18 protein-coding genes are annotated in these 13783 nt (G+C 60.5%); 17 read left to right on the top strand and 1 reads right to left on the bottom strand.

Annotated elements, in window-relative coordinates:
• Genes ABF990_RS11895 through ABF990_RS11855 form a run of 9 tightly spaced genes read left to right on the top strand, consistent with a single transcriptional unit; the run spans position 1 to position 5374 of the window.
• On the top strand, positions 1-390 hold the full coding sequence (locus ABF990_RS11895) for a head decoration protein (RefSeq protein WP_415500025.1): 390 nt from the start codon (positions 1-3) through the stop codon (positions 388-390).
• Positions 391-415: 25 nt separating this feature from the next.
• Complete coding sequence (locus ABF990_RS11890) at positions 416-1528, top strand: major capsid protein (RefSeq protein WP_415500024.1); 1113 nt, start codon at positions 416-418, stop codon at positions 1526-1528.
• Positions 1529-1531: 3 nt separating this feature from the next.
• On the top strand, positions 1532-1768 hold the full coding sequence (locus ABF990_RS11885; RefSeq protein ID WP_415500023.1) for a hypothetical protein: 237 nt from the start codon (positions 1532-1534) through the stop codon (positions 1766-1768).
• A gap of 2 nt (positions 1769-1770) precedes the next feature.
• Complete coding sequence (locus tag ABF990_RS11880; protein WP_415500022.1) at positions 1771-2175, top strand: hypothetical protein; 405 nt, start codon at positions 1771-1773, stop codon at positions 2173-2175.
• Positions 2114-2626 carry a hypothetical protein gene (locus ABF990_RS11875; RefSeq protein WP_415500021.1) on the top strand — a complete coding sequence of 171 codons (513 nt, stop codon included), beginning with the start codon at positions 2114-2116 and terminating at the stop codon, positions 2624-2626. Before ABF990_RS11880 ends, ABF990_RS11875 begins: the two co-directional genes overlap by 62 nt.
• Before the next feature lie 4 nt (positions 2627-2630).
• Entirely contained in the window at positions 2631-2849 is a 219-nt protein-coding gene (locus ABF990_RS11870) for a DUF2635 domain-containing protein (protein ID WP_415500020.1), read from the top strand.
• Positions 2846-4327 (top strand): phage tail sheath subtilisin-like domain-containing protein, encoded by a 1482-nt coding sequence (locus tag ABF990_RS11865; protein ID WP_415500019.1) that lies wholly within the window; start codon positions 2846-2848, stop codon positions 4325-4327. Before ABF990_RS11870 ends, ABF990_RS11865 begins: the two co-directional genes overlap by 4 nt.
• Before the next feature lie 13 nt (positions 4328-4340).
• Positions 4341-4718: a phage tail tube protein gene (locus tag ABF990_RS11860; protein ID WP_415500018.1), complete on the top strand. Its 378-nt coding sequence runs from the start codon at positions 4341-4343 to the stop codon at positions 4716-4718.
• Positions 4715-5374, top strand: coding sequence for a phage tail assembly protein (locus ABF990_RS11855; RefSeq protein ID WP_415500017.1), 660 nt, complete (start codon positions 4715-4717; stop codon positions 5372-5374). The genes ABF990_RS11860 and ABF990_RS11855 overlap by 4 nt, the downstream gene beginning before the upstream one ends.
• Before the next feature lie 20 nt (positions 5375-5394).
• On the opposite strand, the gene ABF990_RS11850 is transcribed toward ABF990_RS11855, so the two are convergent.
• A complete protein-coding gene (locus ABF990_RS11850) occupies positions 5395-5646 on the bottom strand; it encodes a hypothetical protein (protein ID WP_415500016.1) in 252 nt (83 codons plus the stop codon).
• On the opposite strand from ABF990_RS11850, the gene ABF990_RS11845 reads away from it, so the two are divergent.
• Genes ABF990_RS11845 through ABF990_RS11810 form a run of 8 tightly spaced genes read left to right on the top strand, consistent with a single transcriptional unit; the run spans position 5645 to position 13527 of the window.
• On the top strand, positions 5645-7495 hold the full coding sequence (locus tag ABF990_RS11845; RefSeq protein WP_415500015.1) for a phage tail tip lysozyme: 1851 nt from the start codon (positions 5645-5647) through the stop codon (positions 7493-7495). The two genes, ABF990_RS11850 and ABF990_RS11845, sit on opposite strands and share 2 nt — an antisense overlap.
• 4 nt (positions 7496-7499) lie before the next feature.
• The gene (locus ABF990_RS11840) at positions 7500-8798 is read left to right on the top strand and encodes a DNA circularization protein (RefSeq protein WP_415500014.1); all 1299 of its coding nucleotides are present in this window, start codon (positions 7500-7502) and stop codon (positions 8796-8798) included.
• Positions 8799-8810: 12 nt separating this feature from the next.
• Positions 8811-9968: a phage baseplate assembly protein gene (locus ABF990_RS11835; RefSeq protein ID WP_415500013.1), complete on the top strand. Its 1158-nt coding sequence runs from the start codon at positions 8811-8813 to the stop codon at positions 9966-9968.
• Positions 9968-10492 (top strand): phage baseplate assembly protein V, encoded by a 525-nt coding sequence (locus tag ABF990_RS11830; RefSeq protein ID WP_415500012.1) that lies wholly within the window; start codon positions 9968-9970, stop codon positions 10490-10492. The genes ABF990_RS11835 and ABF990_RS11830 overlap by 1 nt, the downstream gene beginning before the upstream one ends.
• Before the next feature lie 6 nt (positions 10493-10498).
• On the top strand, positions 10499-10996 hold the full coding sequence (locus tag ABF990_RS11825) for a phage GP46 family protein (RefSeq protein ID WP_415500011.1): 498 nt from the start codon (positions 10499-10501) through the stop codon (positions 10994-10996).
• A complete protein-coding gene (locus ABF990_RS11820; protein WP_415500010.1) occupies positions 10997-12112 on the top strand; it encodes a baseplate J/gp47 family protein in 1116 nt (371 codons plus the stop codon).
• A 1-nt stretch (position 12113) separates the two neighbouring features.
• Complete coding sequence (locus ABF990_RS11815; protein WP_415500009.1) at positions 12114-12707, top strand: YmfQ family protein; 594 nt, start codon at positions 12114-12116, stop codon at positions 12705-12707.
• Position 12708: 1 nt separating this feature from the next.
• Complete coding sequence (locus ABF990_RS11810) at positions 12709-13527, top strand: hypothetical protein (protein WP_415500008.1); 819 nt, start codon at positions 12709-12711, stop codon at positions 13525-13527.
• Positions 13528-13783: the final 256 nt, after the last annotated feature.

Here is a 13783-nt window from a genome sequence, read left to right as displayed (position 1 = left end):
ATGAGCTATGGTGTTTATCCGACCTCCCAGCAGGCGGTCTTTGTCCCCGATCAGCTGATTGCGGGCAACCTCAAGCTCGTGACTTCGACTGTCACCTTTGCGTCCGGCACCACACTGGTGCGCGGGCAGGTGGTCGGCAGGGTCACGGCCTCGTCGGATTATATCCCTTCTGTCAAAACCGCCACCGACGGGTCGCAGGTGCCATGCGGCATCGTGGTCGACGCGGTGGATGCATCCGCCGCCGCAACCCAGGGGGCGATCTACGAAATGGGCGAGTTCAATTCGAACTACATGACGTTCGATGCCAGCTGGACGCTGGCCGACCTGACCCAGGCACTCCGCCAGTTCTCCATTTTTGTGAAAACCGGCCTTTCCAACGCCATCGTCTGACGGCGGCTTTCCAGAGGATTTTTGAATGTCCGGAACCCTGACCGGCAATGCGGGAGTGACCCAGGCACTCCTGCCGATGCTTGGTGCGTATGATACCGCCGAACTGGTGTATTTCGTACGCAACCTCAAGCTCGCGCAAACATTCCTGCTCGACAATTTTTTCCCCAATATCGTGGAATCCGATGCTGTCGAGGTCGCGATCGATGTCGATGTCGGCAAGCGCCGCATGGCGCCATTCTGCTCGCCCCTTGTTGAAGGCAAGCTGGTGGAAAGCCGCATGTGGGAAACCAGCCTGTTCAAGCCGGCCTACATCAAGGACCTGCGCAATCCCGATCTGCTCAAGCCGGTCCGGCGTAACATCGGCGAACGGCTGATGGGAGGCATGAGCCCGGCTGAGCGGCTGGAGGCCAATCTCGCATGGGAAATGGCCGATCAGGTCGACATGATCAACCGTCGGCTGGAATGGATGGCCGCGTCCGCTCTGGTGACCGGTAGCGTCACCATCAAAGGTGAGGGCTATCCCACGACCGTTGTCGATTTCCGGCGTGACCCGGCATTGACCGTCGCCCTGGCAGGCGCTGCGCAGTGGGGGCAGACCGGTGTCTATCCGTCCGATTACCTGACTGAATGGGCGGCGCTGGTCGTGCAGAAGTCCGGTGCGGCTCCGCTGGATATCATCTTCACCAACTCCCCCTGGAACGCCTTCAAAAGCGATATCAAGGTGCTCAATGCCATCATCTGGCCGGGCAAGGTCGGCGGATCCGATGTGCAGCTGGGTGGCAAGATGGATCGCGGTGCGATCTTCATGGGCACGTGGGGGCAGTTTCGTCTGTGGCTGTATAACGACTGGTATGTCGACCCGGACACGGACACGGAAGAGCCCATGATCCCCGACGGCACTGTCGTCATGACCGGTCCGGACATGGAGGGTGTGCGCGGCTTCGGTCTCATTCTCGACCCCGCTTTCGGCTATGGTGCTTTGGCCTACGCGCCCAAGCTCTGGTATTCGGAAAATCCGGCCATGATCAACCTGCTGACGCAATCGGCACCGATCGTGATTCCGTCGCGGGTCAATGCTTCTTTCTCTGCAACCGTCATGGCGGCCGGGGCCGGTGTCCCCGGACCGACGGGGACCTGATCCATGGCTGAAGACAACACAAGCGTCATTACCATGCGCCCGATCTACGAACAGATCGGGCGTCTCCCTCATCCGGTCGGGACGTTGCTCAAGGTGTCTGCCCCTCTTGCCGCCTTCTGGATCAAGCGCGGCATTGCCCGCGCGGCATCGCCGGGCGAAAAAGGCAACCCGGACACGGCGTCGCTGTCCACCATGCGTCCGGCGCCCGATATGACGGCACCGCCCGCCACCCCGTCCTGACCATGACCGGCCCCGTGGACTGGGACCGTCTGGTCCTGGGGCCGTGCCAGACCGTCTTCGGAGAAAGCGTGCAATGGCTGCAGGGGGGTACCGCTGCAGCCATCACGCTGACCGGCATTTTCGATAATGGCTGGAAAGCCATGGACATCGAAATCGTGAATGGCATCGACCCCGCCCATGTCGTCAGCGCGGATGCGCGCCTTGGCGTCCAGCTTTCGCAATTCCCTGCGCCACCCGCCCAGGGCGACATTTTCATTATCCGTCAGTCCCGCTGGATCGTGCGCGAAGTCATGCCCGACAGCCATGGTGCCGCGGATTGTCTGCTGAACAAGGCCGATCAGATCAATGAGCCTCTACCGGTCTCAACTGCGCGACAAAGTGGCTGGTCTGCTCCAGCAGACTACTGACGCCCGCGACAGTGTTTTTACTGTCGCCGCCTATCCGCTCCCATCTGAAAAACTCCCGGCGATTTTTGTCACTGTTCCATCCGAACAGGCCGAAAGCAACAGTCGCGGGACACCGGATTACACGCGCACTGCCCTGCTGGAAGTCACGGCCAAGGTGTGTGGCGGCAACCCGGCCATGGTGCAGGGTGTGCTCGACCGCATAGCGGAGCAGATCGAAATGTCCGTCATGTGCAGTGCGGATATCATGTCCATGGTGCAGCAGGTTTCCAGCATCGACACCGAACAGCAGATGACTGCGGACAGTGCCGAGTATCTGGGCGCGGTAAGGCTGACCTTCGCCATGGAATACACGCAGGAATATCCAGTTTCCGGCGTGCCGTTCACCCAGATCACAGGCGATCTTACCGGCACGATCGCGGCCGGGTTCGTAGCCGATCTTCCCCAGGAATAATCACATGTTTGTCAAACCTGCTCAGGGCCGTTCAGTCCGGTGGCCGGGAACGCTGCGCCTGCTCGATGCGGCCGGGGCGAACGTTCCCGAGACCGCATTCTGGCTGCGCGCCGTATCCCGTGGCGATGTTCTTGTCGCCAGCCCTTCCACCAGCACTGCCCAGGCACAGCCCCAGGCATCCGTGTCTGAAAAACTCCCTGAACCGGAAGGAAAAAGCGCATGAGCGGCAGCATTACCGTTCCGGGCTATTCCGACAGTAACCGGGTCCCCGGCTTCTACCTCAATCTCGACAACAGCGCCGCCAATACCGCCAGCGCGGCACGGCGCATTCTCATTGTCGGGCAGATGCTTGCCACAGGCACTGCGTCCGCCGGGGTCGCCACAATCTCGGGTGGCGTGAGCGACGCCATCGCCAAATACGGCGCTGGCTCTCAGTGCGCGCGTATGGTGCAGGATTATCGCACCATCGACAGCACAGGGGAGGTCTGGGTACTCCCCTTGGCCGATGATGCCGCGGCCGAGGCCGCATCCGGCACGTTTACCCTGACCGGCACAGCCACGGCCGCGGGCACACTTCCCCTTTACGTTGGGGATCAGCTTGTTCCCGTCGCCGTTTCGGTCGGTGATACAGCTGCTGTGGTGGCAGCCAATGTGGTTCTGGCCGCCAAGAACCAGAGCATGCTGCTCGCCTCTGTCACCGCTGCGGCGGGGGTAGTAACCGTTACCGCCCTCAACAAGGGGCTTGCCGGGAACGATATCGCGCTTGGTGTTGCTCTTCTGGGCACCGCAGGGGGGCAGGCAGTGCCCAGCGGCCTCACCGTTGCCATCGCCCAGATGACCGGCGGCACGCAGAACCCCACGTCCCTGCCAACTGACTTGGCCAATCTGGGCAGCCGTGTGTACGACCTGCATGCACACCCATACACAGATACCGCCAGCCTGACCGCGTTCAAGAACCTGTTCGACAACACGATCGGCAACTGGTCGCCCATGATCCAGCGTTACGGGCACCATATCACGGCATTCCGTGGCACCTATGGGGCTGCGACAACCTTCGGTCTGGCGCAGAATGACCCTCATGGCACTGTCATGCCCATTTCCGACAGTCCGTCCTCACCCATGACATGGGCGGCGCAGCTGGTCGCGGTTACGGCCGTGTCCATGCGCACCAACCCCGCCCTGCCGGTGCGCGGCCTGGCGCTGACCGTTCTGCCCCCGACCGATGCAGGCCGCTTCGAGTTCGATGAACGCAACAGTTTCCTGCATGACGGGCTGTCCACCTTTACGGTGGATGACAGCGATACGGTACTGACCGAACGTCTGGTCACCACCTACCAGACCAACACCGCAGGTGTGGCTGATGACAGCTATCTGGACATCGAAACCCTGCTGACGGCCGAAGTCTGCATGCAGGACATGGTGACCTATCTGGCATCGCAGTATCCGCGCACCATTCTGGTGGCGGATGGAAGCCGGATCCCCGCGGGGGCGCAGGCCACCACAGCCCAGCTGGTCGGCAAGTCGGCCGTGGCACGGTACCGCTGGCAGGCAACGCAGCTCTGGGTCCAGAACCCCGACACGTTCGCGGCCAGCATCGTGGCTGAAAACGCCGGGAACGGCGTCGTCAAGCTGCTGCTGCCCTACGACTTCGCCAACCAGCTCTGGGTGATCGCGGGCAACGTCCTGTTCACCAAATCCTGACGGAGGATAACACATGTCATCATATCGTGGTCCTCTCGCAGGTGCGGCCTCCCTTACCATCAACGGGGAGGCCTGGAGCGTGGTGGGCGAACTGCAGTGGCAGGCCGCAGGCGACGTCAACGAAACCCTCAAAGGCCAAAGCTCGGTCGAAGGGTTCCAGGTCATGCCGGGGGAGGGCTTCATTCAGGCCAGCCTGCGTGACCGGCGCGACAAGAAGGTCAGCGACTTTCAGGGAGCGAAGGGCCTGACGGTCATTGCCGTTCTGGCAAACGGGAAAATCATCACTGTCGTCAATGGCTGGCAGGTCGATCGGATCAACCCCAACACCCAGGAAGGCACGTTCGAACTCAAGGTCGAGAGCGATACGGTCACGGAGGATACAGCATCGTGACAACGCTGAGCGATTCCGACGTCCTGTCGGCCGTGGCCGAACCCGAAGTAGGTGAACGATCTGCCGAAGGCCAGTTCACGCTGGACACCCCCATCACCACCCGGGATGGCCGGGAGTGGAAGACCATCAGCCTGCGCGAACCATGCGTATTCCACTGTCTGCAGGCCGCCAAGGTCATAGGCAAAAAGCCTAGCCTTGAAAGCGTGTATGACAGCCAGATCGATATGGTCATCCGCATTTCCGGCTGGCCCAAAGCTGCCGTCGACCAGCTTGGCTCCACCATTCTCGATTCTGCTGTCGCATATGTCAGCGCCTTCGAAGACGATGCACGCCGCGCCCCCGCCGCTGACCCGGACTGCCCACCCTCCCTTGTGCTGGTGCTCAGCCCCGCCATTGAGGCTGTCAACACCACCTTTACCGACATGACCCTGCGTGAACCGGTCGTGGCCGAACGCAGGCGCTTCAAGGCCACGGAAGGGCGCGGCAGTGTCGCGGACTTCCTCCAGGCTGAAATTGACCTGGTGGGCGAGGTCAGCGGTTGGCCTCTGGCGGCTGTCCTCAAAATGCCGATCAGCCGGTTCGCGCAGGCGGCCGATTACCTCACTGGTTTTTTTACGAATGGCCGTCGAACTGGGAACCTCTTCCAGCAGACCTGATGGCCTTTTTCTCCGGCTGGTCACTGTCCGAGGTCGAAAAACTCAATGGACAGCAACTGCTGTACTGGGTCGCGCAGGCGAACCGCATAGCTGAACGCAGGCGCAAAGACGCAAAAAATGGCCGCAGCAGTTAAAATCCCGATTACCGCCATCGACCGTGCCAGCATGACGCTGGACAAGGTTAACGGTAAAATCGCCTCGCTGCAGGCGCCCGTTCGCAATGCGGGCCGTTCGCTCTCACGGTTTTTCAGTCTTACGGGTGTGTCTTCCATGCGCAAAGGCATGGGCGACCTTTCCCGGACCACGCTCGATACGTTCCGTTCCGTTGGCCGCCTCGTGCCTGAAATGGGTGCCCTGACCAGCGCGGCCTCTGTCGCGGGGGTGTATCGGCTTGCCAGTGCATGGGCCCATGTGGGCACCAATATGCGCACGTCATCGCGTAGCATCGGCATGGACGTTGGCCGGCATATGGCGTTGCGCAATGCTGCGGAGCTGTCAGGTGGTTCTGCCGATGCCATGAGCGGGGCCTTGAGCCAGCTATCCCAGCAGAAATGGGAAGCCGTAAACGGCTTCGCGCCTGAAATGGCAGCCCAGTTTCAGGCGCTCGGCATAAGCATGGATGAACTGAAAAAATCATCCCCCGAACAGCTGTTCGACCGGATCGCGAATAAGATACGGGCCATACGCGACCCCGCGGCCAAGACAATCGCTGCGGTAAAACTGTTCGGTCAGGCTGGCGAGGGGCTGCTGCCCGTGTTCCAGCAGTCTTCCCGCGCGTTCGACGACAACATCCGTCTGGCCCAGCGCTATGGCGTCATGAATGATAAGGGCGCAGATGCTGCATCCCGCATGCAGAATGCCCAGCGCCAGCTGTCGCTTGCGGTCGAAGGCTTCGGATACAGCGTGGCAGAGGCTGTTGAGCCCGCCATAACACCTGTTTTGCAGCAGATGGCAGAATGGATTGCCGCAAATCGTGCATGGATCGCCCAGGATATCGCCGGATATGTGCGCCAGCTTGCTGCATGGCTACGTAACGGGGGATGGGAGAAAATCAAAGCGGATATCCTTGGTATTGGTACCGGTATCAGCACTGTGGTCGATAAGCTTGGAGGGTGGAAGTCTGCCGCTATTGCACTCGTAGCGGGAATGTCTGCGCTCTGGGCGGCCCCAGCGATCGCAGGCCTTGCCGCATTGGTCGGCATGATTGGTTCAGTATCTGCGGGGTTTATCGCGGCAACGGCTGCGGCAGGCGCTTTGATCGCGATATTCAGGACTGAAAGGGGCCGCAATTTTCTCGATGGTATGCCTGGTATTGCGATGCTTGAAAACGCAGCATCTGATCTGACGGGGGGCGCTTTCGGTCGCTCTTACGAACAGCAGCATGCTGCTCAGGCCGAGCAGAATCTAGGTGGTGCGGATACTGTCGAGCAAGGACGACAAATCCAGCGTTTTTTCATGCGGAACGGCTACACGGCAGAGCAGTCTGCAGGCCTTGTCGCCAATCTCGCGCAGGAGGACGGTAATTTCGATCCGTCAAAGGTCGGGGACAATGGCACGGCCTACGGTATAGGGCAGTGGCACCATGACAGGCAGGAGGATTTCCGTCGTGTCATAGGGCGGGATATTCACGGCTCGTCACGCGACGATCAACTGCGGTTCATGAAATGGGAGCTGGATAATCGCTCCTACCTGGGCGGTGCGGATATCAAGCGCGCACAGACTGCTTCACAGGCGGCAGCCTTGGCCTCAGTCGATTATTTCCGTCCTGGCCTGACGCAGGCTGATCAACTGCATGAAATGAGTAATCGGGCGGGCTTGGGGACTGACTGGTCCCGCCGTCTTGCTCAGCAGCCAGACGCTCCGGATCCGGATACCGCATATGACAAAATGATTGCCGAACTGAACGTCACAAGACCTTCAGCCCCTGCGGCCATCATGCCTGCAGCGCCGTCGACCCAGGCCGACGCGGCGCCTGAGCGCATGCAGTTGGATGTGCATGTCCGCACCCAGGGCGCCCCCGGCACGTCGGTGAAAACAGGCAGCACAAGCCCTAACCTGAAGGTGGCATCCGTCACCCAGCATCGGGCGATGGATCCGGCAAACACCGCCATAGGAAACTGAACCCATGTCCGGGTCACTTTTGAACACGGCACTGGAATACCTGCAGTGCTCATTCCGTGCCGTGCCATTTGTGGTGCTGGGGAGCGGGGGTGAGAACGGACGCAAGCAGGCCATCCACCGCTACGCCTATCGCGATGGTGTATGGGTTGAGGATCTGGGACAGCGTGAGCGCATATACCATATCCGGGGGTTCGTGTTCGGTCCCACGGCGGCTCTCCAGCGTGACATGCTGGTCAATGCGGCCGAAACGGCCGGCCCCGGCCTGCTGGTTCACCCCACAATCGGGGTGATCAAGGCCGTTTGTGTCAATTTCTCCTGGTCAGAACCCGATGGTATCTCCGGCCGGATCGATATCACATGCGATTTTATCGAGCAGAAGGACCTGCTCGGTACCGTGGTCAAGCTGGCGCTGGATGCAGCAGTAGCAGCTGCTGGCATTGTGGTGCAGGAACTGGCCGCGACCAGCTATTCCAGCACGGCCGTCAGCGCGCTGGCAGCTGGCAAGCCAGCGATCGCTGCCGCCCAGGCGGTCGCGGCCGCATGGGGTAAGCTTGCACAGGGGGCAATGCGTTCGCCACAGGTCATGGCGTCTGCCATAGCTATCCTGCCGGGGAACAATGGCCGATATGCCGCTGGGCATTCGGGCAGCACGGATACGACCGCCACGGTCTCGTCGGTGCTGATATCCCTCTCGGCAGCCCGCGCCAATGTTGATGCGGCCATATCCGCGCTGGGCACGGGCACGACGGCGCTCACCATAGCCGATACAGTCGGACAGGTGCCGGAACTGCTGCGTGCCTCCATAGCGGACCCCGGCGGGCAGATTGCAGCAATCCTGCCGCTGGTGGCTTTCACCGCGGACAGCAGTAGCACTCTGGCCCCGATCGGGGCAGCTATCGCCACTGCTAGAACGGCTACGGCGTCACTCTGCCGGCAGATGGCGCTCGCCTCTCTTTCCATGGCCTGTGCCGACTGGCAGCCCACGTCCTCGCAGGATGCGGAACGCCTGCGGCAGACCATGGCCATTCTGCTCGATACAGCCGCGACACAGGCGGCCGATGCCGGATTGACCGATATCTGGAAGGCGCTGCGCGACCTGCGGTTTCATGTCACGTCCGATCTGGCAACACGGGCCAGTCAGCTCCCTGCCCAGATTACCGTTCAGCGTAACGCCGCGCTGCCTGCTCTTCTGCTTGGCCAGCAACTTTATGCCGATGGATCCCGGTCTGATGACCTGATCCGCCGGGCCGACCCCATTCATCCGGCCTTCATGCCGACCAGTTTCGAGGCATTGTCCTCCTGAACAGGAACAAACATGGGCATCATCAATGCTCTCTCCCAGGCATTGGGCTATGACGGGACAATGGCTGATGCGGCGACGATTTACGTCGGCGGTTTCAGCATTTCGGGCTGGGAACGTGTTTCCATTCGCGTCGGGGTCGAAATCATGCCCTGGGCGGCTATGTTCGAAACCACGAAATGGCAGCCTACCACTACCGACGGTTACACGATCACCATCAATGAAGAAGACAGCTGCCGTATCCAGATCGGCAATGATCCTGTCCTGACGGGTTATGTGCAGACCGTCGACGAGGAAGTCGGTCCGGAGGAACATAGCATCCGCCTGGTCGTCACCTCGAGGTCAATCGACGCAACGGAGTGTTCAGCCGAATTTTCGACCTATCAGATGAACAACACAACCGTGCTGGCCATCGCCCAGCAGGTCTGCAAACCGTTTGATATTACCGTCAAGTCGCTTGGTGGCGCGGGCAGTACGTCCATACAGCAGTTTTCTGTTATCCTGACAGAAACCGCTTACGAGGTCATCGAACGCGCGACACGCCTGGCAGGCTGCCTGTTTTACGATCAGCCAGACGGTTCCATTCTGCTTGCCCCCATTGGTACCGCCGTGGCGGGTGCGCTGGTATTGGGCCGTAATGTCGAACGGGCCCGGTTCATGCGTTCCATGAATGGTCGTTACTCGAAAATCCAGGCCATTTTGCAGACGACGGCCGTGCTGTTCGAAGCACCAAAGGACGGGAACAAGCAGGCGCAGGAAATGCAGGCCCTGACAGCCCCCAGCCAAGCCAGTGCCACTGACCCTGGCGTTACCCGTTATCGCCCGATGCTGGTGCCCGTCGAAACGGGGGATGCCAACTATGCGGTCGCAGCCCAGCGTGTGCAGTGGGAGGTCGCCCGGCGTTATGGCCGATCCCGGCCGGTTGAACTGGTATGCGACAGCTGGCGCGACAGCAACGGGCGCCTGTGGCAGCCCAATACACTGGCCCCCATAGATCTTGGCAAGCTGGGTTTAAGTGAACGCTGGCTGATTGCAGAAGTTGAGTTTGTGCAGGGTGCCGATGGCACGCACGCCAATATTGTCGCGATGCCGGCAGAAGCCTTCAAACCACAGCCATTGGTGCTGCCAATGGCGCAGAACGAGGGCGTGGCTGCTGCAACAAGGAATAGCTGATGTCATCCCCGCTTGAGCGTTTGGGCAGGCGTATGGCCATGGCGCTCGGCCTCGGCCGACAGACAGCCGACACGAACGAAGCTGCCTCGACCCCGACCCTGCAGGTCGCATTGGCCGATGAGGAAATCCGTAGCGATGTCCCGGTCGTGCAACAGGCTGGATTCCGCAGTCGTCCACTGCCCGGCTCAGATATCGTGGTGCTGTTCCAGGGGGGTGACCGCACGCGAGGCGTGGCGATCGCCACGGGTGACCAGCGCAGTTACCCGCGTGACCTTCAGCCCGGGGATGTGTGTCTCTATCATCTGGTGAACGGCGCGCAGGTCTGGCTGAAGGCGGATGGCAGCATTGCCATTTCCACATCTGGCAAAGTGAACGTTTCCGCGCAGGAAGCCGCGTTCAACTGCCCGATTACCTGCACCAGCACGATTACCGCCCAGGGCGACATAAAGGCGGGAAACATCAGTCTTCAGCAGCACAAGCATCCTGTCACGACTGCACCCGGAACATCGGGCACACCGGAATAATCCGCCATGGATATAGCAATTACATGGAACGTCGCGCAGGCGCGGGGTGACTGGACTTTCAGCGACGGCAATCTGGCGCTGGACAGCGCCCTGCGATCCGCCGTGCTGGTCAGCCTTTTTACCGATCGTGTGGCACCGGAGATCATAACCCCGCTGGATGGTGCGGTCGGATTTACGCCGGCCCCGGGGGCAGCAGGATCACAGCTCAATGACCGGCGCGGCTGGTGGGCCGACGCCTGGGAAGCCGTGCCGATCGGCTCGCGCCTCTGGCAGCTGGCCCGCGCCGTCAAGGCAGGACAGAGTACTATCCCCCGGGAGGTCGAAGCGATCTGCCAGGAAGCCCTGCAATGGCTGGTCGATGACGGGGTCGCCGCATCTGTCACAGTAAGCGCCTGGTGGAGCACTGAAAACCGGCAGGCGGTAGAATTCCGCGTGTCGGTAATCGAACCAGGCCAGACTGAAGCACAGGTCTTTCTGTTTTCCTGGGCATGGGACGGACTTTGAATGCCATATGCACGACCAACATTGACGGAACTGCGCCAGCAGGCCTTGCAGGATGTGCTGGACGGCGGGATCCCGAACGTATCCGCTGTCCTGCGTTTTTCCGTGCTGACGGTTCTGTCCTATGTACTGGCGGGCCTTGCCTACCTTCATTACGGCTATCTGGACTGGATTGCCAAACAGGCTGTTCCATGGACCGCGACAGACGAATATCTGGCAGGATGGGGCGGCCTGAAGGACGTTGTTATCAAGGAGGCAACGTCGGCCAGCGGGTCTGTCGCGTTCACAGCCACCGGGAGCGGGGTCATTAATGCCGGCACAAGTATCGCTCTGGCAGGTGGCCTGCTTGCCGTAACTACGGCCGATAGCACGCTGAACGGCACAACGGTAACAGCCCCGGCGACCTGCTCGGAAACAGGGATTGCCGGCAATGTTCCGGCTGGCACGCTGGCCACGTTGTCCAGCCCCGTTCCGGGAATCCAGACCGTGGGACAGGTCACCACCGCATTTACCGGTGGAGCCGATACGGAAACAACCGACGATTTCAGGGCGCGCGTTCTGCTGGCGTGGCAGGGCGATGCGGCAAATGGACGCAAGCAGGATTATCTAAACTGGGCGTTGGCAGTGCCGGGCGTCACTCGCGCCTGGTGCAACCCGTTGGGTTTTGGCGCTGGCACGATAGTCGTCTACCCGATGTTCGATGATGCGGAATCGGCATATGGCGGGTTTCCGCAGGGCACTGACGGCGCCAGCAGTTCCGATACCCGCTATGCAACTGCAACCGGTGACCAGCTGACGGTTGCGAATGCCCTGTACGAACTCCAGCCGGTCGATGCTCTGGTCATTGTCTGTTCACCGAAAGCGCAGCCGGTGAATTTTGTGGTAGCCGATCTGGGCACGGGCAATACCGTCTCCAATCAGACCCTTATTACAGCAGCCCTGCAGGACATGTTCCTGCGCCTGTCCGCCCCCGGCGGGACGATCCATCCCAACGACTGGGAAGAGGCGATCGCTGCGATCGGTCTGTCAACGTTCAGCGTGCCCCAGCCTGCGGAATCCGTGACCGGCGCAACGGCTGACGCCATGCCCACTTTGGGAACGCTCACTTTCGAGAATTGACATGCCAGCCCCTATCTTCAGTCAGGACATGTTCCGCGCTGCCCTGCTGCGGCTTTTCCCCTCTGGCCCGATCTGGCCTAAGGCCTCGGGCAGCGGGCCCTACAGGCTGGCAGACATCTGGGCCGGCACGTTTGCCCGTAATTCGTCCAGGGCGGCCAATCTTCTGGTGGATGCTTTTCCGTCCAGCACCACTGAACTTTTGCCAGAGTGGGAAAGCACACTTGGTCTGCCTGATCCGTGCGCTGGCGATAACCCAAGCATCGCGCAGCGGCGCGCTCAGGTTGTTGCCCGCATAACCGATACCGGCGGATGCTCGGTGGCCTATTTCATAGCCTTTGCCAAAGCTCTCGGGTTTGAAATCACAATTACGCAATTTACGCCCAAGCGCTTTGGCAGCCGGTTCGGAACACCGTTCGGTGGTCAGGACTGGGCATATGCGTGGCAGGTCAATGCCCCGCAGTTCACGATATCACGCCTGAAATTCGGGGACGCATTCGGCCAGCCCTGGGCGAACTGGGGCAACACGGTTTTGCAATGCGAAATCAAGGCCCGTGCGCCGGCACATACCATCGTTCTCTTCAGTTACGGAACCTGACATGGATCTTTTGATTTCTGCCAACACCGTTGTCCAGACGCAGGCCGACCAGCAGCCCGCGTCCGGCACACCGGGCTGGGCAACGGATGGCAATGCCGCAGAAGGTATTCTGGCGACCGATTTCCCGGCCTGGCATTACAATATGATGATGAGCGAACTGCTGGCTTTCGTAAAAGCTGCTGGCATCACAGCCGACAATACAGACTGGTCCCAGACGCTCAAGGCGGCACAAACCCTGTTTGCACCCGCCCAGCGCGGTGTTGCCCCCTACAATGCGGCGCTGTCCACGCTCATCGGCGGCTACCCGAAATTTGCCATCGTGGTTGATTCCGCCGGTGCATTCTGGGTTTCCACGGCCGATGCCAACACGACCGTGCCCGGCGCTGACGGGGCTAAGTGGCAGAGTTTGTTCAATGGCTACGCCACGCAGGTTCAGGTAGGCGCTTCTATTGGTGCACTTGCCGGTAGATTTCAGAGTGGGGGCACCAAGGTATACTATACTGGTAGCTCCGATACGCGCGCTTTTACCAATTACCATACTGCCCCAGTCGCGGGGACTTATATTGTCTGGGCGGGTGTGAATGTCGGTGCCCCGCCAGGCGCAACGCAGCCTGCCATGGCTGCATTAGACGTTTACTATAATGGCGCACCCGGCGCAGTAGTTGCCGATTCTACGCCTCTTTCCATGTCGCATTGCATAACAATCCCAGCTGCGGCCGGAGCAAATACAATTGGGATTACATATACGCCATCTTCCACCTCTGGCACTTGGTACGCGATAGGTCTGTCGCTTTTTTATCTCTTCATTCCGGCCACGTAGGAGACCGAAATGTTTTACACAGTCATAAAAAATGCATCAGGGACGGTCATCGGGGCAGGTGAATATACATCGGAGCCGAAGACGTTGCAGACCGGGGAAACCGCCTGCGATTCCGCAGCATATACGGCGGCGCTCACGACAGTGATGACACAGACGTTGGCCCAGCAAGCTAGCGCGGCTCTGGCGATTGCGCGCACCTACGTCAGCAACACCTACACCATGCTGAACGAGGCCACGCCCGATGCCTGGGTGACGT

This window comes from Acetobacter sp. (genome assembly GCF_047723915.1).
Taxonomy (GTDB): domain Bacteria; phylum Pseudomonadota; class Alphaproteobacteria; order Acetobacterales; family Acetobacteraceae; genus Acetobacter.
Note: the sequence above shows the minus strand (reverse complement) of the source record. Positions and strands in the feature narration are given on the sequence as shown.